The sequence below is a fragment of the Streptomyces nidicola genome (assembly GCF_050106155.1).
Classification (GTDB): Bacteria; Actinomycetota; Actinomycetes; order Streptomycetales; family Streptomycetaceae; genus Streptomyces.
Window position 1 is genome coordinate 5,397,673 of sequence record NZ_JBNBPI010000001.1, and the last position, 23,672, is coordinate 5,421,344.

At 70.6% G+C, this 23,672-nt stretch carries 19 protein-coding genes and 1 riboswitch; of the genes, 17 read left to right on the forward strand and 2 right to left on the reverse strand.

Translation table 11 applies throughout. From position 1 onward, the window contains the following. The first annotated feature begins 9 nt into the window (after positions 1 to 9). Positions 10 to 792, forward strand: a complete 783-nt coding sequence (locus ACOKM3_RS24570; protein ID WP_426903196.1) for a GNAT family N-acetyltransferase family protein — start codon at positions 10 to 12, stop codon at positions 790 to 792. Between the two features lie 97 nt (positions 793 to 889). Here ACOKM3_RS24570 and ACOKM3_RS24575 read toward each other — a convergent pair whose 3' ends face one another. Continuing rightward, the gene (locus ACOKM3_RS24575; RefSeq protein WP_426903197.1) at positions 890 to 1,735 is read right to left on the reverse strand and encodes a DUF4190 domain-containing protein; all 846 of its coding nucleotides are present in this window, start codon (positions 1,733 to 1,735) and stop codon (positions 890 to 892) included. Between the two features lie 225 nt (positions 1,736 to 1,960). Between ACOKM3_RS24575 and ACOKM3_RS24580 the strand changes: the two genes are divergently transcribed. The 16 genes from ACOKM3_RS24580 to ACOKM3_RS24655 all read left to right on the forward strand — a co-directional run bounded on the left by ACOKM3_RS24580 (position 1,961) and on the right by ACOKM3_RS24655 (position 21,023). Beyond that, positions 1,961 to 4,039, forward strand: coding sequence for an N-6 DNA methylase (locus tag ACOKM3_RS24580; RefSeq protein WP_426903198.1), 2,079 nt, complete (start codon positions 1,961 to 1,963; stop codon positions 4,037 to 4,039). 227 nt (positions 4,040 to 4,266) lie between these two features. Then, positions 4,267 to 4,869: a hypothetical protein gene (locus tag ACOKM3_RS24585; RefSeq protein ID WP_426903199.1), complete on the forward strand. Its 603-nt coding sequence runs from the start codon at positions 4,267 to 4,269 to the stop codon at positions 4,867 to 4,869. Continuing rightward, positions 4,866 to 6,401: a serine/threonine-protein kinase gene (locus ACOKM3_RS24590; protein WP_426903200.1), complete on the forward strand. Its 1,536-nt coding sequence runs from the start codon at positions 4,866 to 4,868 to the stop codon at positions 6,399 to 6,401. Before ACOKM3_RS24585 ends, ACOKM3_RS24590 begins: the two co-directional genes overlap by 4 nt. A gap of 221 nt (positions 6,402 to 6,622) precedes the next feature. Beyond that, complete coding sequence (locus tag ACOKM3_RS24595; protein ID WP_426903201.1) at positions 6,623 to 7,345, forward strand: hypothetical protein; 723 nt, start codon at positions 6,623 to 6,625, stop codon at positions 7,343 to 7,345. A gap of 41 nt (positions 7,346 to 7,386) precedes the next feature. Continuing rightward, positions 7,387 to 8,223 (forward strand): glycoside hydrolase domain-containing protein, encoded by an 837-nt coding sequence (locus ACOKM3_RS24600; protein ID WP_426903202.1) that lies wholly within the window; start codon positions 7,387 to 7,389, stop codon positions 8,221 to 8,223. A gap of 142 nt (positions 8,224 to 8,365) precedes the next feature. After that, entirely contained in the window at positions 8,366 to 9,034 is a 669-nt protein-coding gene (locus ACOKM3_RS24605; RefSeq protein WP_426903203.1) for a SurA N-terminal domain-containing protein, read from the forward strand. 46 nt (positions 9,035 to 9,080) lie between these two features. Continuing rightward, complete coding sequence (locus tag ACOKM3_RS24610; RefSeq protein ID WP_426903204.1) at positions 9,081 to 10,091, forward strand: nucleoside triphosphate pyrophosphohydrolase; 1,011 nt, start codon at positions 9,081 to 9,083, stop codon at positions 10,089 to 10,091. A gap of 19 nt (positions 10,092 to 10,110) precedes the next feature. Then, positions 10,111 to 11,406, forward strand: coding sequence for a cytochrome P450 family protein (locus ACOKM3_RS24615; RefSeq protein WP_426903205.1), 1,296 nt, complete (start codon positions 10,111 to 10,113; stop codon positions 11,404 to 11,406). Between the two features lie 143 nt (positions 11,407 to 11,549). Next, positions 11,550 to 12,596 carry a LysM peptidoglycan-binding domain-containing protein gene (locus tag ACOKM3_RS24620; protein WP_426903206.1) on the forward strand — a complete coding sequence of 349 codons (1,047 nt, stop codon included), beginning with the start codon at positions 11,550 to 11,552 and terminating at the stop codon, positions 12,594 to 12,596. A gap of 180 nt (positions 12,597 to 12,776) precedes the next feature. Then, a riboswitch (cyclic di-AMP (ydaO/yuaA leader) is annotated at positions 12,777 to 12,934 on the forward strand. Between the two features lie 4 nt (positions 12,935 to 12,938). Beyond that, the gene (locus ACOKM3_RS24625) at positions 12,939 to 13,658 is read left to right on the forward strand and encodes a transglycosylase family protein (RefSeq protein WP_426903207.1); all 720 of its coding nucleotides are present in this window, start codon (positions 12,939 to 12,941) and stop codon (positions 13,656 to 13,658) included. A 362-nt stretch (positions 13,659 to 14,020) separates the two neighbouring features. Further along, a complete protein-coding gene (gene eno, locus ACOKM3_RS24630) occupies positions 14,021 to 15,301 on the forward strand; it encodes a phosphopyruvate hydratase (RefSeq protein WP_426903208.1) in 1,281 nt (426 codons plus the stop codon). Positions 15,302 to 15,395: 94 nt separating this feature from the next. Continuing rightward, positions 15,396 to 15,887 (forward strand): FtsB family cell division protein, encoded by a 492-nt coding sequence (locus ACOKM3_RS24635; RefSeq protein ID WP_426903209.1) that lies wholly within the window; start codon positions 15,396 to 15,398, stop codon positions 15,885 to 15,887. 45 nt (positions 15,888 to 15,932) lie between these two features. Continuing rightward, a complete protein-coding gene (locus tag ACOKM3_RS24640; protein WP_266711015.1) occupies positions 15,933 to 16,457 on the forward strand; it encodes a DUF501 domain-containing protein in 525 nt (174 codons plus the stop codon). Positions 16,458 to 16,676: 219 nt separating this feature from the next. Further along, complete coding sequence (locus tag ACOKM3_RS24645; protein ID WP_426903210.1) at positions 16,677 to 17,621, forward strand: Ppx/GppA phosphatase family protein; 945 nt, start codon at positions 16,677 to 16,679, stop codon at positions 17,619 to 17,621. Positions 17,622 to 18,080: 459 nt separating this feature from the next. Next, positions 18,081 to 19,493, forward strand: a complete 1,413-nt coding sequence (locus tag ACOKM3_RS24650) for an NAD(P)/FAD-dependent oxidoreductase (RefSeq protein WP_426903211.1) — start codon at positions 18,081 to 18,083, stop codon at positions 19,491 to 19,493. Between the two features lie 210 nt (positions 19,494 to 19,703). Beyond that, positions 19,704 to 21,023, forward strand: a complete 1,320-nt coding sequence (locus ACOKM3_RS24655; RefSeq protein ID WP_426903212.1) for a class I SAM-dependent methyltransferase — start codon at positions 19,704 to 19,706, stop codon at positions 21,021 to 21,023. A 70-nt stretch (positions 21,024 to 21,093) separates the two neighbouring features. Here the strand turns inward: ACOKM3_RS24655 and ACOKM3_RS24660 are convergent, their stop codons facing one another. Continuing rightward, positions 21,094 to 23,625, reverse strand: a complete 2,532-nt coding sequence (locus ACOKM3_RS24660) for an ABC transporter permease (protein WP_426903213.1) — start codon at positions 23,623 to 23,625, stop codon at positions 21,094 to 21,096. Positions 23,626 to 23,672: the final 47 nt, after the last annotated feature.

Below are 23,672 nucleotides of genomic sequence, written 5' to 3' on the forward strand. Positions count from 1 at the left end.
ATGTGGCGCATGAATTCCGACCCCGGCCCCGGCCCCGAATCCGGCCCCGAGCCGACGATCAGCACGCTTGCCGAGCGGCCCGAGCTTGCGGTTCCCATGTGGACGATGCCGGACACCTGGCCCGCGTTCATCGGGCACGACGTGTGTGCCGGGATCTTTCTGCGGCGCATCTGGGAGGAGCTGCCCGAGTACGCGTTCGTGGCGACGGACGCCGGAGGGGACGTGGTCGCCAAGGCGTACAGCGTGCCGTTCGCGTTGCGCGCCGAGGGGCGCGGGGCGCTGCCGGACGGGGGCTGGGACCAGGTGTTGCAGTGGGCGTTCGCCGACCTGGCGGGCGGGGTCGCGCCCGACACCGTGAGCGCCATCGAGATCGCCGTCACGCCGGGGCTCCAGGGGCGCGGCCTGTCGGGCCGGATGCTCGCGGCGATGCGGGAGAACGCGCGGGCCCGCGGGTTCGGCGAGGTCGTCGCGCCCGTGCGGCCGAGCGCCAAGCACCTCGAACCCGGGGCGCCGATCGGCGAATACGCGTTCCGGGTGCGGGAGTCGGACGGGCTGCCGCACGATCCGTGGCTGCGGGTTCATGTGCGGGCGGGCGGCGTCATCGAGAAGGTCGCGCCCGCGTCGATGGTCGTGGCCGGGTCGCTTGACCAGTGGCGGGAGTGGACCGGGCTGCCCTTCGACAAGGAGGGGCCCGTCGAGGTGCCCGCCGCGCTGGTGCCGGTGCGCTGCGAGCCCGAGCACGGCTACGGCGTGTACGTCGAGCCGAACGTGTGGGTGCGGCACGTGCTGTGAACCGCCCCCCCGGGGGGGGTGGTTCCTTGTGAACACGCGGACGCGGCACGCGCGTTGAGCGCGTGCCGCGTCCACTCCCCCCATTTTCCGAAGCCGGTTACAGCTTCAGGTCCCATTGCGTGCCGTCGTAGTCGAAGCCCGGCGTGACCTCGACGGTCAGGTTCTTCGCGTCCCCCGGGGCGTCGAAGCCGTAGACGACCGTGGCCTTCTTGCCGGGCAGGATCGTGCCGGTGAAGGCGTCGCCGACGTTGTCGTCGAAGATCTGCTCCGCCTTGGTGCCGTCCTCGCCCGCGCGGGCGTTCGCGGTGAGCAGGGTCGCGTCGAACTTCTCCTTGGAGTCGTTGGTGACGGTGACCGTGACCTTGTAGGCGTGGTTGCCGTTCTTGTGGCCCGCCGCGAACTCGCTCGGGCTGAACGTGACCGCGTTGGAGACGGCGACGTTCAGGTCGTCGTCATAGACCACGGCGTCGCCCGCGGCGAGCGTCTTGCCCGCGGCCGGCTTCTCCCCGCCCTTGCCGCTCCCGCCGTCCTTGCCCTTCGCGTCGCCGGACGACTTCGAGTCCTTGGCCTTCGTGTCGGACACCGACTTGTTCAGCTCGTCGACCAGGTCGTCCGCCGCCTTGAACGTCGTGTACGCGCCGAAGACCGCGAGGCCCATGGCCGCGAGGCCGAGGATCGTGCCGGTCAGGGCGACGCCCTTGTTCGTGGCCTCGCCGCGCTTGGCCCTGCCGCGCCCCGTCAGGCCCAGGATCAGGGCGATCACACCGAGGATCCCGGCCAGCCAGAACAGCAGCGGGATCAGCCCCGACAGCGCGCCGATGACGCCGAGGATCAACGCCGCAGTCCCCAGCCCGTTGCGCGCGACCTGCCGCGGCGGCTGCTGCTGGAACGGCGGGTACTGGGGGTACTGCTGGGACGACTGGGGCGGCTGGGTCTGGGACATGGCTGTTCCTCCGATGAGAGATGCCAACCTCCCCCCGGCTTTCCGTGTATCCGGCGGTTGGCTGAGGCAATAACAGCACTGTCTGTGAACCGAGTCAACCGCGTACACAAAACTTGATGCGCTCACGGCTGTGAATGCGGGTCTTACGCGGGAGTCTGTATGGTCGGTCGCACAGGCACGTCAGGACGCATCGGTGGGACAGGCGTCCGGAGAGGAGTCGGCTCGGTGCAGGACAACGCGACAGAGGTGACGGCCGCGGGAATCGCCCGGCTCGCCGGGGTGGGGCGCGCCGCCGTCAGCAACTGGCGCCGCAGACACGCGGACTTCCCCAGGCCGGTCGGCGGCACCGAGACCAGCCCCTCCTTCGCTCTCACCGAGGTCGAGGAATGGCTGCGCGACCAGGGCAAGCTCGCCGAGGTCCCGCTGCGCGAGCGCGTGTGGCAGCAGCTCGCCGGTCACCCGGCGGGCCCGGTCACCGCCCTCCTGCACGCGGGCTGCGCCCTGCTGCTCGTCCATGACCGGCCCACGGAATGGCTCACGCTCGCCGCGACCGACAAGGACCGGGACCTGGCCCAGCGCCTGTCGGCCGCCCTCGAAGGCGTCCTCACCCCCCGCTTCGGCCACGCCACGGAGCGGGCGGTCGGCACGCCGTCGCCCGCCGACCTGCTGCCTTCGGTGCCGCTGCTGCGCGGCGCCGCCGAACTCGCCGCGGAGCTGGGCGCCCGCGGCACCTTCGCGTTCCTGCTCGGCCGGCACCTCGACGCCAACCCGCGCCAGTACACGCTCACCCCGCAGGGGCCCGCCGAACTGATGGCCGCGCTCGTCGGCCCCGCCACCACCGCACTCGACCCGGCCTGCGGCACCGGCGCCCTCCTCGACGCCGTACGCGCCCACGACCCGCGGCCCGGCCGCACCCTGTACGGCCAGGACGCCTCCGCCGAACTCGCCGCGCTCACCGCGCTCCGCCTCGCCCTCGACGGCAACGGCGGGACGGACGCCCCTGCCGTGCGCACCGCCGCCGCCGACACCCTGCGCGCCGACGCCCTGAGCGACGTACGGGCCGACGCGGTGCTCGCCCACCCGCCGTTCAACGAGCGCGGCTGGGGCCACGACGAGCTGGCCTACGACCCGCGCTGGGAGTACGGCCTCCCCGCCCGCACCGAGTCCGAACTGGCCTGGGTGCAGCACGCGTTGGCGCGCCTGAAGGACGGCGGCAGCGCCGTGCTCCTGATGCCGCCCACCGTCGCCTCGCGCCGCTCGGGCCGCCGGATCCGCGCCGACCTGCTGCGCCGCGGCGCCCTGCGCGCCGTGATCGCGCTGCCCGCAGGGGCCGTCCCGCCCAACAACATCCCGCTGCACCTGTGGGTGCTGCGCCGCCCCGGCCCGGGCGCGCCCGCCGCCCCCGAACTGCTGCTCGTCGACACGACCTCGCTCGCCGAGTCCGGCGACGTACGGGAGCAGCAGGTGTGGGACGAGGTGCGCGGCACCGTGCTCGACGCCTGGCGCGCCCACGACCGGGACGGCTCCCTGGAGGAGCGGCCGGGCCTCGCCCGCTCCGTGCCCGTCATCGACCTGCTCGACGACGAGGTCGACCTCGCGCCCGCCCGCCGCCTGCCCCCGCCGGCCACGGGCGGCGGCGCCGCGGAGCTGACCGCCGTACGCGAGGAGCTCGCCGACACGCTGCGGCTGACCACGAAGCTCGCCCCGCGGGCCGTCCCCGACGCCACGGCCCCGGCCCGCTGGCCACTGACCACGGTCGGCGAACTCGCGCGCGCGGGCGCCCTGACACTGCGCACGGCGGCGACCCACTCAGGGGCGGGGGGCCACGCGCGCGTACCCGTCCTCACCGACCACGACGTGCTGACGAGCACCGCGCCCTCCGGCGCCCATGCCGCGGACGACGACCCCGTGATCCTCGAAGTCGGGGACGTCGTCGTGCCGGTGGTCGGTGGCACCGCCGCCGTCCGCGTCGTCGACGAGGCGGACGCGGGCGCCGCGCTCGGCAGGGGCTTGGCCCTGCTGCGACCCGAACCGGCCGCGCTCGACCCGTGGTTCCTCGCCGGCTTCCTGCGCTCCACCGCCAACAACCGGCAGGCCTCCAGCCACGCCTCCACCGCCACGCGCCTCGACGTCCGACGCCTCCAGCTGCCCCGCCTGCCCCGCGCCGAACAGTCCGAGTACGGCGAGCGCTTCAAATCCCTGGCCACATTCGAGGACACCCTCCGCCACGCGTCCCGCCTCGGCGAACAACTCGTCCAGGGCCTCCACGACGGCCTGACGGCGGGCACGTTGCCACCTGATTGAGCCCCGCTCTTGGACGAGAGCCCGCGGGGTCCGGGGCAGAGCCCCGCGGCGCAGGACCGGTCGGCCGGCCACCACCGGAGGCCCCCGTTCCACAAGAACCCGGTGTGAGCGGAGCGACATCCGTTCCGTACAACCCCGGGCCCGTTGTCCGAGTCCGCCTATACGCTCGAAGGAACCGGCATCGCATTGCCGCGTGTTCCACCCCGGACAAGTGACCAGGAGCTGCCATGTACGGGCCCGGCGCGGTGCCGCCCCGACGCGAGAGCGACGGCGCGGTCATCACCCTGAGGGTGCTGTTCCCTGCGCTGTCCGTGCTGACGTGCGGCCTGCTCTCCTGCGCCCCACTGTTCCGCATCGCGACACTGCGGCGCAGGCCGCTCGACTGGGCCCTGGCCGTCGCCTCGCTGCCGGTCAGCATCACGCTGTTCGCGATCATCGGCTCGCTGCCGGAGGAGGACACGCGCACCGACGTCGCCCTCGCCCTGCTGCTGCTCCTCGCGCTCGGCAGCGCCGTGTACTTCCTCGTGTACGACATACGCAGGCTGTCCTCCGCGCCCCCGCTGACCGCGTACGCGCCGAGGCCCCCGTCCGGGCCGTCCGCCTACGGCCACCCGCAACCGCAGCAACCCTGGCCCGCCGCACCGCCGCAGGCGCACACGACGATGGGCACACCGGGCACACCCATGCCTACGCCTACGCCGCCGCCCACACCCGCCCCGCCGCCCGCGCCCCCGCAGAACCAGGCCCAGCCGCCGCACCGCATGGACCAGGTCCGCGCGGAGCTGGACGAGCTGAGCGACTACCTGCGCAAGCAGGACGGCGGCCAGTGACCGGGCACCCCCAGGCCGGCGGCCGCGTCGTCGCCGGACGCTACGAACTGTCCACGCTCATCGGCCAGGGCGGCATGGGCCAGGTCTGGACGGCGTACGACCAGCGCCTCGACCGCCGCGTCGCCGTGAAACTCGTACGCCCCGACCGCGTCGCGGGCGCCGAGGCCGACGAGCTGCGCCGCCGCTTCCTGCGCGAATGCCGGGTCACCGCACAGGTCGACCACCCCGGCCTCGTCACCGTGCACGACGCGGGCAGTGACGGCGACGAGCTGTACCTCGTCATGCAGTACATCGACGGGGCCGACCTCGCCGACCACCTCGCCGAGCACAGCCCCTTCCCCTGGCCCTGGGCGGTCGCGGTCGCCGCGCAACTGTGCGCCGTGCTCTCCGCCGTGCACGCGGTGCCGATCGTGCACCGCGACCTCAAGCCACGGAACGTCATGGTCAAGCAGGATGGCACGCTCACCGTCCTCGACCTCGGCGTCGCCTCCGTCCTCGACACCGACACCACCCGCCTCACCCACACCGGCTCGCCCATCGGCACCCCCGCCTACATGGCGCCCGAACAGGCGATGGGCGGCGCCGTAGGACCGCACACCGACCTGTACGCGCTCGGCGTGCTGCTGTACGAACTCCTCAGCGGCGACGTCCCGTTCGCCGGCACCACCGCCCTCGGCATCCTCCACCGCCACCTCTACGAGGCCCCCGTCCCGGTCCGCCAACTGCGCCCCGAAGTACCGCAGGCCCTCGAACACCTGGTGCTGCGCCTGCTCGCCAAGGACCCCCAGGACCGCCCGGCCTCCGCCCAGCAGACGTACGAGGAACTGCTCCCGCTGCTGCCCGCGCGCGGCGTGCCCACCGGCCGCCCGCTCGACCCCACCCGCCCCTTCCTGCGCCCGCACGCCCCCTGGCCGGACCGCGCCGTCACCCCGGCCCCGCAGCCCCCGGGCACCGACCTCCAGGGCGACCGCCCCGACGTGGCACGCGCCGTCGACGAAGTGAAGGTGCTGCTCGGCGAGGGCCGCATCACGCAGGCCGTCGACATCCTCGGCGCGATCCTGCCCGCCGCGGCCGTCCAGCACGGCGAGCACTCACCCGTCGTCCGCACCCTGCGCAAGCAGTACGCGGCCACCCTCATGGACGACGGCCAGTACCGGCGCGCCCTGCCCGAACTGCGCCGCCTCGCCGACGAACGCGCCGCGGAGGCGGGCCACGCCGACCCGCAGTCCCTCCAGTTCCGCTACGAGGCGGCCCAATGCCTCGAAGCCCTCGGTGAACCCGCCGCGGCGCTCGCCGAATACCGCTCCCTCCTCCCGTACTACGAGAACCAGTACGCGACCACGGACCTCAGGCTCGCCCTCGAAGTGCGGCGCCGCATCGGCCAGTTGCTGCTCTCCGTGGGCGACCGGGGCGCGGCCCACGAGACGCTGACCCGGCTCCTGCACGACGCCGAACGGCTGCACGGCCCCGGCCACCCGTTCCCGGCGGAGGTGCGCCGCACCTTGCAGTGGCTGGGGCAAGTGCGCGGCTGAGCAGCGGCCTTACGGTCAAGCCCCGGCCAAGATCCTCCCAAGGCGCCGTTCCAGGGGCGGTGACGGCGAATTGATCGTGCACAATCAGTCAGCTCCCTGTGTGCATCCCCCCGGCGCGCCCGGGTCCCGCCCCACCGGACCCCGCGCATCCCGCCCTCGGCGGCGCCCACACGGCGTTCCCCCCACGCATGTCCCCACCCCGCAAGTCCCCAAGGAACCTCATGCGTACCGCTGTCCGTGCCGCCGCCGTGCTCGCCCTGGCCGCCCTCCCGCTCACCCTGACCGCCTGCTCGTCCGGCAGCTCCCACGACGACTCCGACGGCGCCGCCGAGCCGGCCGCCAAGGCCTCCCGGAACCCCGACGCCGGACTCGCGAACGGAGCCCGCCTGAAGACCGCGCTCGCACCCGCGTCGTTCTTCGGCGCCGGCTACCGGATCGACCAGGACGCCGCCCGCGACACCGGCGGCACCTACCAGGAGCCGAGCAGCGACCCGGCCGCCCTGAGCAAGCCGGACTGCACCAAACTCGGCGGCACCAGCTGGCTCGCCCTCACCGGCGACGAAGGCGTCTCCTTCGCGCAGAACGACTACACGAACGCGAAGACCACCGCAGACATCGCACAAGAGGTGGACGTCTTCCGCGGCAGGACCGCGGCCACCGTCATGCACCACCTCCAGAAGGCCGTCGCCTCCTGCCCCACCTACAAGGACGCCGACACCAAGAGCGACGTGAAGGTGGCGGGCACCACGACGTCCGGGCTCGGCGACGAGGCGTACACGATCACCCTCACCGACCCGACGTGGGAGAACGGCACGACCCTGATCGCCGCCCGCACCGCAACCGCCGTCGTCACGGTCATGTCGACGGACGGCCACGACAACGGCGCGGCCACGGCGAAGAAGCTCGCCGCGAAGGTCACCGCCGCCGTCGCCGCCCTCAACTGACGCCGCACCCCCGCCCGCCCGCGTACGACGAAGGAAGACGCATGCCCACTCCGGTCCGGCACCGCCGCTCCCGCACAAGACGCCGCCTCGCCATCGGCGCGGTCGGCGCCGCCGTCCTCGCGGGCGGGATCACGGTCCAGCAGTCCCTCGCCACCACGACCACCTGGCCCGCCGCGAAGTACTACACCGGCCGCGCCTTCGACGCCTGCACCGCGCCCACCGCCTCCGCCATGAAGGCCTGGCACACCGGCTTCTACGGCGCGGCAGCCGTCTACGTAGGCGGCAAGAACCGCGGCTGCACCCAGGCCAACCTCACCGCCTCCTGGGTCAAGACCATCAACTCCCAGGGCTGGAAGCTGATTCCGCTCTACGTAGGCGCGCAACCGCCCTGCGCGAGCGGCACCAACCCCGAGAGGATGACGACCACGACCGCCGCCTCCCTCGGCGCCACCGACGGCGCCGACGCCGTCGCCAAGGCCTCCGCGCTCAACATGAAGGCGGGCAGCGCGCTCTACCTCGACATGGAGGCGTACGACACCACGAACTCCTCCTGCAACACGGCCGTTCTCACCTACATCCGCAACTGGCAGAAGGCGGTCCACGCGAAGTACTACCGGACCGGCCTGTACGGGTTCTCCAGCTCGAGCGCCAAGGCCGTCGCCACGACGACCGACCGCACGAACCTGCCGGGCACCCTCTGGTACGCCAAGTGGGACAAGGTGAACACGACCACCACCGACTGGCCGTTCGCCTCCACCCTGTGGACCGGCCACCACCGCGGCCACCAGTACATGGTCAACAGCAAGGAGACGCGCGGCGGTTACGCGATCACCGTCGACCGCGACGCGTGGGACGCACCGGTGGCCGTGGTCGGCTGAGCGCCGGTCGATACCCCGGTCGATACCTCGACCCGCGGCGAATCGTTGTCGAATAGGTGGCCTAGCACGCGGCCACCTCCTAACATCGATCACCGCCGGACTTTGTGCACCGACGCACAAACTCTTCGCAGGGAGGCCCACCTTGCACCGCCGCAACAGCCGCCGCACCGTAGTTGCTCTGTCCGTCGCCATCGCCGCAGTACCCGCCCTGACCGCCTGCGGCAGCGAAGCGCACCCCGGTGCCGCGGCCGTCGTCGGCGGCCAGCGGATCACCGTCTCGCAACTGGAGAGCCGGGTGAACGAGGTGCGGGACGCGCAACAGACCGCCACCAAGGACTCCGCGCAGTACGAACAGGCCATCGCCAAGACCGGCGGCCTCACCCGCAACACGCTGCACACCATGGTCCTCGACCGGGTCCTGCACCGCGCCGCCACCGACGCCGGCATCTCCGTCACCCGCAAGGAGATGCAGAGCATGCGGTCCGGCCTGGAGCAACAGGCGGGCGGCGCGAAGCAGTTGGAGGTCGCCTGGCTCCAGCAGTACAACATCCCGCCGAACCGGCTCACCGAGAGCCTGCGCACCGAGATCGAGGCGCAGAAGCTGTCGACCGCGCTCGGCGCGGACATGCAGACCCCCCAGGGCAAGGCCGTCTTCTGGAAGGCACTCTCCAGCGCCTCCAAGGAACTGAACGTCGACCTCAACCCCCGCTACGGAACGTGGGACGTCACCAAGAACAGCCGGGTCGACGCGAAGACGCCGTGGCTGAGGCAGATCACGAAGGAACCCGCGGCGGAGCAGCAGACCGCATAGGCACGTGAGCGGCGGGGATGTCAGTGGTCTGCGTTACGTTCGAGGGGTGAACGAACCCGAGGCGCACGACCACCACACCCCCGCCGACGCAGGCGACACCGCCGGCCGCGTCGTCCTGCTCACCACCAGCCACCGGGTCGCCCCCGGCCTCCTCTCCTGGCAGGCGTGGCAGACGCTGCGCACGGCCGACGAGGTGCTGTGCGCCGACTCCGCGCACCCGCAGCTGCCGTACGTGAAGGACGCGGGCGTCCAGGTCACGATCGCCTCGCCCACCGCCCGCGAGCTCGTCGACCGCTGCGCCGACGGCGGGCGCACCCTCGTCGTCCTCGCCACCGCCGAGGGCGACCGGCAGCTCACGGACGGCCTGGCGCGCCTCGCGGGCTCGGGCCGCGAACAGATGCCGAACCTCGAACTGCTCCCCGGCTCCTACGACCTGCCGGGCGCCCGCCTCCTCGACCTCGTCCAGGTCATGGACCGCATCCGCCGCGAATGCCCCTGGTCGAAACAGCGCACCCACGAGGACCTCGCCAAGTACGCGATCGAGGAGGCGTACGAGCTGGTCGAGGCCATCGAGACGGACGACCGGGAGGAACTGCGCGAGGAGCTCGGCGACGTACTCCTCCAGGTCGTCTTCCACGCGCGCATCGCCGAGGAGGACACCGACGAGCCGTTCTCGGTGGACGACGTGGCGGGCGGCATCGTCGACAAGCTCATCCACCGCCATCCGCACGTCTTCGGTGACGACACCGCCACGACCCCCGAAGAGGTCAAGGAGCACTGGCTGCGCACCAAGGCGGAGGAGAAGCGCCGCGCCTCGGTCACGGACGGCGTCCCTGTGGGCCAGCCCGGCCTCGCCCTCACCGCCAAGCTCGGCTCCCGGGTCCGCACCGCGGGCCTGGAAGTCCCGGTCCCCACGGGCGAGGGCGTCGGCTACGAACTCCTGGCCCTCGCCCTGCGCGCCGAGGCGGAGGGCGTGGACCCGGAGGCGGCACTCAGAGCCGCCGCCCGCGCCTACCGTGACGCGGTACGGACCACCGAGGGACTCACCGACCGGTAGGCCCCGATACCGTCGGGTGGTGACCGAGAGCCCCACCCCCTCCAGCGCCCCCGAACTCTTCAGCTGGGAGTTCGCCAGCGACCCGTACCCCGCCTACGCCTGGCTGCGCGAGCACGCCCCCGTGCACCGCACCACGCTGCCGAGCGGCGTCGAGGCCTGGCTGGTCACCCGGTACGCGGACGCCCGCCAGGCGCTCGCCGACCAACGCCTCAGCAAGAACGCGGACCACCACGACGAGCGGAGCCCCGCCAAGGGCAAGACGGGCATCCCCGGCGAACGCCAGGCCGAGCTGACGACCCACCTCCTCAACATCGACCCGCCGGACCACACCCGCCTGCGCCGCCTCGTCTCGAAGGCGTTCACCCCGCGCCGGGTCGCCGAATTCGCGCCACGCGTCCAGCAGTTGACGGACGACCTCATCGACGCCTTCGCGGCCAAGGGCGAAGCCGACCTGATCCACGACTTCGCCTTCCCCCTCCCCATCTACGCCATCTGCGACCTGCTCGGCGTCCCCCGCGAGGACCAGGACGACTTCCGCGAGTGGGCGGGCATGATGATCCGCCACGGCGGGGGACCACGCGGCGGGGTGGGCCGGGCCGTGAAGCGGATCCGCGCGTACCTGGTGGAGCTGATCCACCGCAAGCGCGGCGACCTCACCGACGACCTGATCTCCGAACTGATCCGCGCCTCCGACCACGGCGAACACCTCACGGAGAACGAGGTGGCGGCCATGTGCTTCGTGCTGCTCTTCGCCGGTTTTGAAACTACGGTCAACTTGATCGGCAACGGCACGTACGCCCTGCTCACGCACCCCGACCAGCGCGAGCGCCTCGCGACGTCGATCGCGGCGGGGGAGACGGGGCTGCTGGCGACCGGGATCGAGGAACTGCTGCGCTTCGACGGGCCGGTGGAGATGGCCACGTGGCGTTTCGCCAGGGAGCCGCTGACCATCGGCGGTCAGGAGATCGGCGCGGGCGACCCGGTGCTCGTCGTGCTCGCCGCCGCCGACCGCGACCCGGCGCGCTTCACGGAACCCGACACCCTCGACCTCTCCCGCCGTGACAACCAGCACCTCGGCTACGGCCACGGCATCCACTACTGCCTCGGCGCCCCGCTCGCCCGCCTGGAGGGACAGACCGCCCTCGCCACCCTCCTGACCCGCCTCCCGGACCTGCGACTTGCGGTGGAACCTACCGATTTGCGGTGGCGTGGCGGCCTCATCATGCGTGGACTGCGCACGCTCCCGGTGGAGTTCACCCCGCGTCAGATCCCCACCGGAACCGACGGGTCAGCTGACGGGCCGTCAACACTGTGACTTTCACGTGATCTACGCTGCATCGACTTGTGACAGGTGTTCGAGTGCCGCTACGTTCACGGATCATCGCGACACATGCACAACCCGCACCACTTGCACCACCCGTCGCGCGTAGCAGCATCAGTCTCGCGAAAGGCAAACGCATGCTCTCCGGGAACGGTCGTCACCGTCGCCCCCGTCAGGCCCCTGCTCTCGTCGTCGCAGCCGGAGTCGCCGGCAGCGCCATCGCGATCCCGCTGTTCGCCGCGAGCGGCGCGAGCGCCGCGACCACGCAGGCGTGGGACAAGCTCGCCGAGTGCGAGAGCGGTGGGCAGTGGAGCCTGGACGCCGGTAACGGCTACTACGGCGGTCTCCAGTTCACGCAGGAGAGATGGGAGGAGTACGGGGGGCTCGACTACGCCCCGCGTGCCGACCAGGCCAGCCGCTCGCAGCAGATAGCCGTCGCCGAGAAGGTTCTTGACGACAAGGGCGTGAGCGCCTGGCCGATGTGCTCGCTCACCGCCGACCTCACCGAGGACGACGGCTCGGCGGACGTCGACCCGGGCGTGTCCGCGTCGCCGCAGCCGTCCGAGTCCTCCACGCCGTCCGGCACCGATGCCGACAGCAAGTCGGACGACGGCGGCGACAACAGCGCCGACGAGGACGCCGACAAGGCGGGCTCCACGGACGCGACGGATTCGACCGGCGCGAGCGATTCGACCGAATCGGCGGATTCGGGAGACAAGGGTCACGACGGGGCCGAGGACTCCGCCGCGTCGGACCGCCCGTCGGCCGACGAGTCGGGCGATACCTCCGGTAACAAGGCCGAGGGCTCCTCGGCCCCTTCAAGTGACAAGTCCCACGCGCCTTCTGACGGCACCGCCTCCGAGACGGCCCCGCCGTCCGCCTCGCCCTCCGACGAGGCGCAGGACAGCGCCACGTCGGGCCGCCATCGCGGCGATCGCGCCGCCGAGGACGGCTCCGACTCCCGTACGGGGGAGGGGCGTCACGCCTCGCGCGACGAAAGGCGCGACGGCGACACGTACAAGGTGCACGCCGGCGACAACCTCTGGGACATCGCGAAGGCCCAGGACGTGCGCGGCGGATGGGACGCGCTCTACGAGCGGAACAAGGAGACGGTCGGTACCGACCCAGACCTCATCCTTCCTGGTCAGAGCCTGGACCTTGGGGACGGATCGGACAAAAAGTAGCGGGAGTTCGGGGCGGTTGAAGGGGCTTTGTCCGATCTTGATCGAGTGAGATATGGGTCTCAAAGCCCCTGATCGACTTTGAAATCGGACGGATCGACCGCTTACGTTCGTGACCGCTCGCTTCAGCGGGCCCCGATGGACGTCACGCCGAATCCTGCCAACGTCCGTACGGGAACAGTCGACGCTTATGCGCCGTAGGCAGGAGCGGGGGACCCAGGTAAGCGCCCTTCCGGGAGACCGGACGGGCTTGGGGTTAAGCAGCGCACAAGGATGCGTCTGCCGGGCACTCACTGGCCCGAACCCGACAGCTCACCTCGCAGGCGTCGGTGAGGAGATATCTCCATGCTGTTTTCCGGCAAGAACAAGCACCGCCGCCCGTCCAAGGCCGTCCGCGTCGCCACGCTCGGTGGTGTCGCCGCTGCCGCCGTCGCCGTGCCGCTGATGGGTGCGACCTCCGCCTCCGCCGCGACCACGTCCGAGTGGGACCAGGTCGCGCAGTGCGAGTCCGGTGGCAACTGGTCCACCAACACCGGCAACGGTTTCTACGGCGGCCTCCAGTTCTCGTCCTCCACCTGGTCCGCCTACGGCGGCGACCAGTACGCCTCCACCGCCGACCAGGCCTCCAAGGCCCAGCAGATAGCCGTCGGCGAGAAGGTCCTCGCCTCCCAGGGCAACGGTGCCTGGCCGAACTGCGGCTCGGGCCTGTCCTCCACCCCGAACGAGGGTGGCGCCGACGACTCGTCCTCGCAGCAGCAGAACACGCAGCAGCAGAACACCCAGCAGCGTGCCGACCGCTCCGAGCAGCGCCAGCAGCCGAAGCAGGAGGCCCCCAAGCAGGAGGCCCCCAAGCAGCAGGCGGCTCCGAAGCAGGACACCGTCACCACCCCGACCGGCAACAAGGTCGAGAAGGGCGACGGCGAGTACAAGGTCAAGACGGGCGACACCCTCAGCAAGATCGCCGAGGCGCACGACACGACCTGGCAGCAGCTGTTCTCGAAGAACAAGGACATCGTCAAGGACGCCAACCTGATCTACCCGGGTCAGCAGCTGCACCTCAGCTAAAGCGTCCGGTCCGCGCAGGACCACCGGTCCGTACCGGACCACGGTTTCGTACCGGACCACGGTTTCGTACCGGACCACCCAAGGCCCTCCCAGGCCATCAGGTACGGGCTCGGCATCGGCGGACGCCGAGCCCCGCCGCACCCCGTCCCCACGGGCCGCTCACTTCGGCGACCTCCGTCCCGGCACAGCCGGGACGGAGGTCGCTGTTTTTGTTCAGTTAAGGAACATTTCGCTATCGGCGTTGTCCACGAGGCGGGCGTTCGGATGGCCGATGCCCGCGAGCCGGTTACGCTCAGGGGTGCGGGACCACGTACCAAGCAGCCGCCCGCATAGCCTGCGTCACATCCAAGAAGGAGATGCTCGTGCCGTCCATCGACGTCGTCGTAGCCCGGGAAATCCTGGACTCCCGAGGCAACCCCACGGTCGAGGTCGAGGTCGGCCTCGACGACGGGAGCACCGGCCGTGCCGCCGTCCCGTCGGGCGCCTCCACCGGTGCCTTCGAGGCCATCGAACTCCGCGACGGTGACCCGAACCGTTACCAGGGCAAGGGCGTCGAGAAGGCCGTCCTCGCCGTCATCGAGCAGATCGGCCCGGAGCTCGTCGGTTACGACGCCACCGAGCAGCGCCTGATCGACCAGGCGATGTTCGACCTGGACGCGACCGACAACAAGGGCTCGCTCGGCGCCAACGCCATCCTCGGCGTCTCGCTCGCCGTGGCCCACGCCGCCTCCGAGGCCTCCGACCTGCCGCTGTTCCGCTACCTCGGTGGTCCGAACGCGCACCTGCTGCCCGTCCCGATGATGAACATCCTGAACGGTGGGTCGCACGCCGACTCCAACGTGGACATCCAGGAGTTCATGATCGCCCCGATCGGCGCGGAGTCCTTCTCCGAGGCCCTGCGCTGGGGCGCCGAGGTCTACCACACGCTGAAGAAGGTCCTGAAGAGCAAGGGCCTGGCCACCGGCCTCGGCGACGAGGGCGGCTTCGCCCCGAACCTGGGCTCGAACCGCGAGGCCCTGGACCTGATCCTCGAGGCCATCAAGGAAGCCGGTTACGTTCCCGGCCAGCAGATCGCCCTCGCGCTCGACGTCGCCGCCTCCGAGTTCTACAAGGACGGCAAGTACCAGTTCGAGGGCAAGGAGCGCTCCGCCGCCGAGATGACGGAGTACTACGAGGAGCTCGTCTCCGCGTACCCGCTCGTCTCCATCGAGGACCCGCTGTACGAGGACGACTGGGCCGGCTGGAACACCATCACCGAGCGCATCGGTGACAAGGTCCAGCTCGTCGGCGACGACCTCTTCGTCACCAACCCGGAGCGCCTCGCCCGCGGCATCGAGGAGAACTCGGCGAACGCCCTGCTCGTGAAGGTGAACCAGATCGGTTCGCTGACCGAGACCCTGGACGCCGTCGAGCTCGCGCAGCGCAACGGGTTCAAGTGCATGATGTCCCACCGCTCCGGCGAGACCGAGGACGTCACGATCGCCGACCTGGCCGTCGCCACGAACTGCGGCCAGATCAAGACCGGCGCCCCGGCCCGCTCCGAGCGCGTCGCCAAGTACAACCAGCTCCTGCGCATCGAGGAGATCCTGGACGACGCGGCGGTCTACGCCGGCCGTTCGGCGTTCCCGCGCTTCAAGGGCTGAGCCTCACTGAGGTAGCAGTTACGTACGTCCCCGCACTCGGTCCCGTACCGTGTGCGGGGACGTACGTACGTGAGCGGGGAGGCGGGAGCAGGCGATGCCCGGAAAGGTCCGGAACAGGGACTCCAGAGATCGCTTCTCGACGGCCACCCGCCTGCGCGTCCTGGGTGAGCAGACCGCCGAGCGCGTCTACCGCTCGCAGAGCAAGCGGCAGGCCCGCCGCTCCCGGCTCACCGGCCGCGCGGCCCTGCTCGCCCTCGTCCTGTGCACCCTCGTGGTAGCGCTCGCGTACCCGATAAGGCAGTACGTGTCGCAGCGCGGCGAGATCGAGGACCTGCAGCGCCAGCAGCAGGAGGCCAAGGCGCGGGTCGACAAGCTGCGCGACCAGAAGGCCCGCTGGCAGGACGACGCGTTCGCCGAGCAGCGGATCCGCGAGCGCCTGCACATGGTGATGCCGGGCGAGACCGGCTACGTGGTGCCGAACGAGCGCACCGCCGCAGCCGAGCGCGCCGAGCAGGGCGCGGAGGACCGCCCCTGGTACTCCAACGTCTGGGACGGCGTCGACAAGGCCGACCAGGCGGACAATTGACGTTCACCGCCGACAACTGACGATCACTGAAGGAACACCCGAGCGATGGAAACGCCCCCGCCGCAGACCGAGCCCACCGCGCCCACGGACGCCGACATCCAGGCGTTCAAGGAGCAGCTGGGGCGCCCGCCGCGCGGACTGCGCGCCATCGCGCACCGCTGCCCCTGTGGCAACCCGGATGTGGTCGAGACGGCCCCGCGTCTGGAGGACGGGACGCCGTTCCCGACGACGTACTACCTGACGTGTCCGCGGGCGGCGTCGGCGATCGGGACGCTCGAGGCCAACGGGGTGATGAAGGAGATGACGGAGCGGCTCAAGACGGATCCTGAGCTGGCTCGTCAGTACCGCGCCGCGCACGAGGACTACATCGCGCGGCGTGACGCCATCGAGGTCCTCGAGAACTTCCCGAGCGCCGGCGGTATGCCCGATCGTGTGAAGTGCCTGCACGTCCTGGTCGGGCACTCCCTGGCCGCGGGGCCCGGTGTGAACCCCCTCGGTGACGAGGCGATCGCCATGCTGCCGGAGTGGTGGCGCAAGGGCGCCTGCGTCACGTCCGAGTCCACCGACTGACCTTCTCCTTCCCCACCCCACCCCTTCCCGAAAGTCCTGCGGACGGCCTCCTCAATCGCCGGAGGGGCTTGAAGATCAGGAAGTCCTGCCGGACGGGCCGCCTCAATCGCCGGCGGGGCTGAAAATTCAGCCCCGCCGGCGATTGAGGCGCGGGGGTCTGGGGGCGGAGCCCCCAGCGGCGAACCGTAACCATCCGAGGACCTAAGGAGCCCACCCGCCATGACCAGGGTCGCCGCCATCGACTGCGGCACGAACTCGATCCGACTCCTCGTCGCGGACGCGAACCCGGAGACCGGTGAACTCGTCGACCTGGACCGTCGGATGACGATCGTCCGGCTCGGCCAGGGCGTCGACAAGACGGGCCGCCTCGCCCCCGAGGCCCTGGAGCGGACGTTCGCGGCGTGCCGCGAGTACGCCGAGGTCATCAAGGAACACGGCGCCGAAAAGCTCCGCTTCGTGGCGACCTCCGCCTCCCGCGACGCCGAGAACCGCGCGGATTTCGTGAGCGGCGTCCTCGACATCCTGGGCGTCGAGCCCGAGGTCATCACCGGTGACCAGGAGGCCACGTTCTCCTTCACGGGTGCGACGAAGGAACTCACGGGCCGGGCCGACCTGGACAAGCCCTACCTGGTCGTCGACATCGGCGGCGGCTCCACCGAGTTCGTCGTCGGCGACGACACCGTGCGCGCCGCCCGCTCCGTGGACATCGGCTGCGTACGGATGACGGAGCGCCACCTCGTCGCCGAGGACGGCACGGTCTCCGACCCGCCGACCCCGGCGCAGATCGAGGCGATCCGCCAGGACATCGGCGAGGCCCTCGACCTGGTCAACCAGACGGTGCCGCTGACCTCGGCCCGCACCCTGGTCGGCCTGGCCGGCTCCGTCACCACGGTGGCCGCGCTGGCCCTCGGTCTGAGCGAGTACGACTCGACGGCGATCCACCACTCCCGGATCTCCTTCGACAAGGTCGCCGAGCTCACCGACTGGCTGCTGACGTCCACGCACGACCAGCGCGCGCTGAAGCCGGTCATCCACCCGGGCCGGGTCGACGTCATCGCCTCGGGCGCGCTCGTACTGCGTCTCATCATGGAGTGGACCGGGGCGCGCGAGGTGGTCGTCAGCGAGCACGACATCCTCGACGGCATCGCCTGGTCCATCGCCTGAACAGGGCCCCGCAACAGGCCCGGAACAGCCCCCGAACCACCCCCGAAATCGTCTCTCCTGAGCGCCCCACGCAGCGTCTGAGCGCCCCGTGGGGCGCTTCCGACACCCCGCCGCGACACGCTGTCGGGAAAGTTCGTGAAGTTCTTCACAAGGAAATCGGCCCACTTGGTCGCTGTTACGCGCTCTCGGGTCCGTTCAGGGGCTCACGGGGGACCCGTCGAGGGTCGCGCGTGAGGTTGCCGCAGTGTTGCGAGCCGGTTGCGGACCGAAGTGGTCCAGTACCGCCAAATGCTCACTATGGCTGCTCAAGAGGGGTGAGCAACGTCTGGGACGGCCCGGTGGTTCCCCCTGGATGTCATGACATGGGTCACGTGGGCGGCGCAGTGTAGCAGAGCCCCCCTACAAGCTTGTGAAGGGGCGCACGAGCGACCCCCGCCAGTCGGGTGGATACTCGATGGCATGAGCACCACGGAGCGTCCCAGGATCCTCATTGTCGGGGGTGGGTACGTAGGCCTGTACGCGGCGCGGCGCATTCTCAAGAAGATGCGCTACGGCGAAGCGACCGTCACGGTCGTGGACCCGCGCTCGTACATGACGTACCAGCCCTTCCTCCCCGAGACCGCCGCCGGCAGCATCTCGCCGCGCAACGTCGTCGTCCCCATGCGACGCGCTGTGCCGGGCGCAGAGATTCTCACCGGCCGCGTCACCTCCATCGACCAGGACCGCAAGGTCGCCTCCGTCGCGCCGATCGTCGGCGAGGCGTACGAGGTTCCCTTCGACTACCTGGTGATCGCGCTCGGCGCGGTCTCCCGCACCTTCCCGACGCCGGGCCTCGCCGAGGCCGGTATCGGTATGAAGGGTGTCGAGGAGGCCGTCGGCCTGCGCAACCACGTACTTGAGCAGCTCGACAAGGCCGAGTCGACGACGGACGAGGAGATCCGCCGCAAGGCGCTCACCTTCGTGTTCGTCGGCGGTGGCTTCGCGGGTGCCGAGACCATCGGTGAGGTCGAGGACCTGGCGCGCGACGCGGCCAAGTTCTACAAGAACGTGAAGCGCGAGGACATGCGCTTCGTGCTCGTCGACGCCGCCGACAAGGTGCTGCCCGAGGTGGGCCCGGAGCTCGGCGTCTACGGCCGCAAGCACCTGGAGTCCCGCGGGATCGAGGTCTACCTCTCCACGACGATGCCGTCCTGCGTCGACGGTCACGTGGTCCTCAGCAACGGCCTCGAGGTCGACTCCAACACCATCGTGTGGACCGCCGGCGTCAAGCCGAACCCGGCCCTCTCCCGCTTCGGTCTGCCGCTCGGCCCGCGTGGTCACGTGGACACGCAGGCCACGCTTCAGGTCGCCGGCAGCGACTACATCTGGGCCGCGGGCGACAACGCCCAGGTTCCGGACCTGGTCGGCCGCGCCAACGGCAACCCGAACGCCTGGTGCCCGCCGAACGCCCAGCACGCGATGCGCCAGGCCAAGGTCCTCGGCGACAACGTGGTCTCGGGCATGCGGGGCTTCCCGCAGGGCGAGTACAAGCACGCCAACAAGGGTGCGGTGGCCGGTCTCGGCCTCCACAAGGGCGTCGCGATGATCGTCATGGGCAAGATGAAGATCAAGCTCAAGGGTCGTCTCGCCTGGTACATGCACCGTGGCTACCACGGGCTCGCCATGCCGACGTACAACCGCAAGATCCGTGTGATCGCCGAGTGGACGATCAACATGTTCCAGAAGCGCGACATCACCGCGCTCGGCGCCCTGGAGACTCCGCGCGAGGAGTTCTACGAGGCCGCCAAGCCGGCTCCGAAGCCCGCCGCCGAGGCGCCGAAGGCCGAGGAGAAGAAGGACGAGAAGGTCGAGGAGAAGGCCAAGGCCTCCTGACCTGCAGATAGTTCATCCCGAAGGGGTCGCTCGCCATCCGTGGTGCGGGCGGCCCCTTCGGCATTTCCGCACCGATGTGCGTGGTGGCTACAGGTATTTTGCCGTTCCGTGACTCGGTAACGGGACTGCGCAGGCGGCCTGTCGGTGTTTACGTGGTGTTGAACCGTTCCGGGATTTCCGAGAATTCGTCTCGTCACGGAGGTGTCCGCCATGCAGAACGCCGCACAGCGGCTGAAGAATCTCGCCGAGCAGTTGTTCGGCGTCGAGCTCCCGGTGCGCCTGCGCGCCTGGGACGGTACGGAGGCAGGTCCTCCGGACGCCCCCGTGCTCATCGTCCGCAGCCGTCGCGCGCTGCGCCGACTGGTCTGGAAACCCGGAGAGCTGGGCCTCGTCCGTGCCTGGGTGGCCGGTGAACTGGACGTGGAGGGCGACCTCTACGCGGCCCTCGACCGGATGGCCGGACTCATCTGGGAGCGGGATCCCGACGACGACGCCGAGGGGTCCAGAAGCCTCGCACAGGCCCTCAAGGACCCCAAGGTGCGCTCCGCGGCCAAGGAGCTGGTGAAGCTCGCCGGCGCCCCGCTGCCGCCCGCGCCGCCGCCCGAGGAGATGCGCAGGGGTGGCCGTCTCCACCTGCACACCAAGGGCAGCGACAAGCGGGCCATCAGCCACCACTACGACGTCGGCAACGACTTCTACGAGCTGGTCCTCGGCCCGTCGATGGTCTACTCGTGCGCCTACTGGGAGTCGCCCGAGGCCGGTCTCGAATCGGCCCAGCGCGACAAGCTGGAGCTGATCTCCCGCAAGCTCGCGCTGAAGCCCGGTATGCGGCTGCTCGACGTGGGCTGCGGCTGGGGCTCCATGGCGATCCACGCCGCGCGTGAGCACGGCGTGAGCGTCGTCGGTGTGACGCTCTCCCAGGAGCAGGCCGCGTACGCCAGGAAGCGGGTCGCCGACGAGGGTCTGACCGACCGCGTCGAGATCCGCGTCCAGGACTACCGCGACGTGCGTGACGGCCCGTACGACGCGATCTCGTCCATCGGCATGGCCGAGCACGTGGGCGCCGAGCGGTACCTGGAGTACGCATCCGATCTGTATGCCCTCCTCAAGCCCGGCGGGCGGCTGCTCAATCACCAGATCGCGCGGCGGCCGCAGCGGGACGAGTCGGCGTACGAGGTGGACGAGTTCATCGACGCGTACGTCTTCCCGGACGGTGAGCTCGCGCCGGTCGGCTCCACCACGGGGCAGCTGGAGCGGGCCGGTTTCGAGGTGCGGGACGTCGAGGCGATCCGCGAGCACTACGCGCTCACGCTGCGCCAGTGGGTCAGGAACCTGGAGGCCCGCTGGTCCGAGGCCCTGAAGCTGGTCAGCCCCGGCAGGGCCCGGGTCTGGCGGCTCTACATGGCCGCGTCCGCGCTCAGCTTCGAGCGCAACCGCATCGGGGTCAACCAGATCCTCGCGGTGAAGACGCCGGAGAGCGGGGCGTCGGGGATGCCGCTGCGGGCGCGTACCTGGAACGTCGTCAGCTAGCCCGTCCCGTAAGCGAATTGGGGCGCATCCGCAGTCGCGGATGCGCCCCAGTTTCGTAACTCCGGTACGGCTACTCGGACTTGATCGCGTCGAGCATGTTCAGGCGGGCCGCGCGGCGGGCCGGCCACAGGGCCGCCAGGATGCCGACGACCGCGGCGAGCGCGAGGAAGATCCCCATCCGGCCCCAGGGCAGGATCAGTTCGTACGTCGACATGGAGTTGCCGATGAGCTGACCTGCCGCCCAGCCGAAGAACACGCCGAGGCCGATGCCGAGCACGCCGCCGAACAGGGAGATCACCAGGGACTCCAGGCGGACCATCCGCTTGATGCCCTTGCGGTCGATGCCGATGGCGCGGAGCATGCCGATCTCCTGCTGGCGCTCGAAGACCGACATCGCCAGGGTGTTGATGACGCCGAGCACGGCGACGATGACCGCCATGGCGAGCAGGCCGTAGAGCATGTTCAGCATCAGCGTGAAGACCTGGGCGATCTCGTTGGAGACGTCCTGCTTGTCCTGGACCTTGATCGCCGGGTTCTCGCCGAGCGCCTTCGTGAGCTTGTCCTGCGTGGCGTCGGAGGCGCCGCCGGACGTCTTCACCATGACCTGCATGTCACCGGCGTCCTTGGCGAGGTGCGGGGCGAGAGTCGGGCTGTCGATCATGATGCCGCGCATCATCTCGTTGGCCTCGTAGACGCCCGCGACGGTCAGCTTCTGCTGCTTGCCGTCCTCGTAGTGCGTGGTGAAGGTCGAGCCTGTGGTCCAGTCGTGGTCCTTCGCGGTCTTGTCGTCGACGACGACGTGGCTGCCGCCGACGGTGAACTTGCCGCTGTCCAGCGGGAGTTCGGCGAGTTGAGTGATCGTCTTCCCGTTGACGCCGGTCAGGAACTCGGTGCCGCCGTCGATGCGGGCGGGGGAGTTGGTCAGGCCGCTGACGGCCGTGACACCGGGCGTCTTGTCGAGGGTCTGTACGACGTCGGGGGAGAGCTGGTTCCCGTTCGCCATGGAGACGGTGTAGTCCGCCTTCAGGGAGTCCGCCGCCATCTTGTTGATCGCCGACTGCACGCTGCCCGCGATCACCGTGAGACCCGTGATCAGGGTCAGGCCGATCATCAGCGCCGACGCGGTGGCGGCGGTGCGGCGCGGGTTGCGCACCGAGTTGAGGCGGGCCAGTTTGCCGGAGATGCCGAAGGCGCGCAGCACCGGGGCCGCGAGCGCGATCAGCGGGCGGGAGAGCAGCGGCGTGAGGATGAAGACGCCGATGACCAGGAGCGCGGCGCCGAGCCCCATCGGGGCCTGGCCGCTGTCGCCGCTGAGGGTCGTCGCGTAGAGCACGGCGGCGACACCGGCCGCGGAGACCAGGGCGCCCAGCGTGTTGCGCAGCACCAGGCCCTTGGCGGTGGGCGCGGCGTGCACCGAGTTCATCGCGGCGACCGGCGGGATCTTCGCGGCGCGGCGGCCCGGCAGCCAGGCGGCCAGCATCGTGATCAGGATGCCGACGACCAGTGCGGCGGCGACGGTGTCGGGGGAGACGACGAGCGGCCCGTCCGGGATGATCGCGCCCGTCGTGCCCATGAGTTCCCGCATGCCTGCGGCGATGCCGATGCCGACGCCGAGTCCGGTCACGGCGGCGACCGCGCCCACGACGAAGGCCTCCAGGAGCACGGAGCGGGTGACCTGACGGCGGGAGGCGCCGACGGCCCGCATCAGGGCGAGCTCCTTGGTGCGCTGGGCGACCAGCATCGTGAAGGTGTTGGCGATGATGAAGATGCCGACGAAGAGCGAGATGCCCGCGAAGACGAGCAGCATCGTCTTCATGGAGCTCATCGACGACGAGATCTGCTCCGCCTGGTCGTCGGCGAGCTGCTGCGCGGTGGTGGTCTCGGTCTGTCCGGTGGGCAGCGCCTTGTCCAGCGCGGACTTCAGCTGACCCTGGCTCGTCCCGGCCGCGGCCGTCACATCGATCTCGTCGTACGCGCCCGGCTTGTGGAAGAGCTGCTGTGCGGTCGGGGTGTCGAAGAGGGCGAGCGAGCCGCCCGCGGCGACGTTGCCGTCGTCGGTGGTGAAGATGCCGGTGAGCGTCGGGGTCAGGACCGGCCCGTCGACGGACATCCGCACCTGGTCACCGACCTTGTAGCCGGCGCGCTCGGCGGTCTTCGCGTCGAGGGCGACCTGGTTCGCGCCGTGCGGGGCGGTGCCCTTCTTCAGGGGGTACCGGGCGTCGTCCTTGCCCCAGTAGTTGCCGCCCTTGGTGGAGAACCCGTCACCGACGAGCTTGCCGCTCTGGTCGGCGACGGCGGCGTAGCCACTGAGGACGCCGTACGCGGAGCCGGCGCCCCGGGTGTCCCGGGCCGCCTTCAGGGTGGCGTCGGTGAGCTTGTACTCCTTGCCGACGGTGTCGCCCTTGTCCTCGGCGTACTTGCCGGTGACGGCCACGTCGACGTGGCTGAAGCCTTTGGCCGAGGACTTCTCCATGGCGCCGGAGATGGTGTTGGTGAAGACGAGGGTGCCGCTGACGAAGGCGACGCCGAGCATGACGGCGAGCACGGTCATCAACAGCCGTGCCTTGTGCGCGAGCACGTTGCGCAGGGCGGTTCGGAACATGGGTCTACTCAGTCCTGGGTCGGTGGCTTCAGCGGGGCGCTCGGGTC

What these genes read in the sequence shown, in the direction of transcription:
- ACOKM3_RS24570 (WP_426903196.1), top strand. Translation starts at nt 10, where the DNA reads ATGAATTCCGACCCCGGCCCCGGCCCCGAATCCGGCCCCGAGCCGACG.
- ACOKM3_RS24575 (WP_426903197.1), bottom strand. Translation starts at nt 1,735, where the DNA reads ATGTCCCAGACCCAGCCGCCCCAGTCGTCCCAGCAGTACCCCCAGTAC.
- ACOKM3_RS24585 (WP_426903199.1), top strand. Translation starts at nt 4,267, where the DNA reads ATGTACGGGCCCGGCGCGGTGCCGCCCCGACGCGAGAGCGACGGCGCG.
- ACOKM3_RS24595 (WP_426903201.1), top strand. Translation starts at nt 6,623, where the DNA reads ATGCGTACCGCTGTCCGTGCCGCCGCCGTGCTCGCCCTGGCCGCCCTC.
- ACOKM3_RS24600 (WP_426903202.1), top strand. Translation starts at nt 7,387, where the DNA reads ATGCCCACTCCGGTCCGGCACCGCCGCTCCCGCACAAGACGCCGCCTC.
- ACOKM3_RS24620 (WP_426903206.1), top strand. Translation starts at nt 11,550, where the DNA reads ATGCTCTCCGGGAACGGTCGTCACCGTCGCCCCCGTCAGGCCCCTGCT.
- ACOKM3_RS24625 (WP_426903207.1), top strand. Translation starts at nt 12,939, where the DNA reads ATGCTGTTTTCCGGCAAGAACAAGCACCGCCGCCCGTCCAAGGCCGTC.
- ACOKM3_RS24635 (WP_426903209.1), top strand. Translation starts at nt 15,396, where the DNA reads ATGCCCGGAAAGGTCCGGAACAGGGACTCCAGAGATCGCTTCTCGACG.
- ACOKM3_RS24640 (WP_266711015.1), top strand. Translation starts at nt 15,933, where the DNA reads ATGGAAACGCCCCCGCCGCAGACCGAGCCCACCGCGCCCACGGACGCC.
- ACOKM3_RS24645 (WP_426903210.1), top strand. Translation starts at nt 16,677, where the DNA reads ATGACCAGGGTCGCCGCCATCGACTGCGGCACGAACTCGATCCGACTC.
- ACOKM3_RS24650 (WP_426903211.1), top strand. Translation starts at nt 18,081, where the DNA reads ATGAGCACCACGGAGCGTCCCAGGATCCTCATTGTCGGGGGTGGGTAC.
- ACOKM3_RS24655 (WP_426903212.1), top strand. Translation starts at nt 19,704, where the DNA reads ATGCAGAACGCCGCACAGCGGCTGAAGAATCTCGCCGAGCAGTTGTTC.
- ACOKM3_RS24660 (WP_426903213.1), bottom strand. Translation starts at nt 23,625, where the DNA reads ATGTTCCGAACCGCCCTGCGCAACGTGCTCGCGCACAAGGCACGGCTG.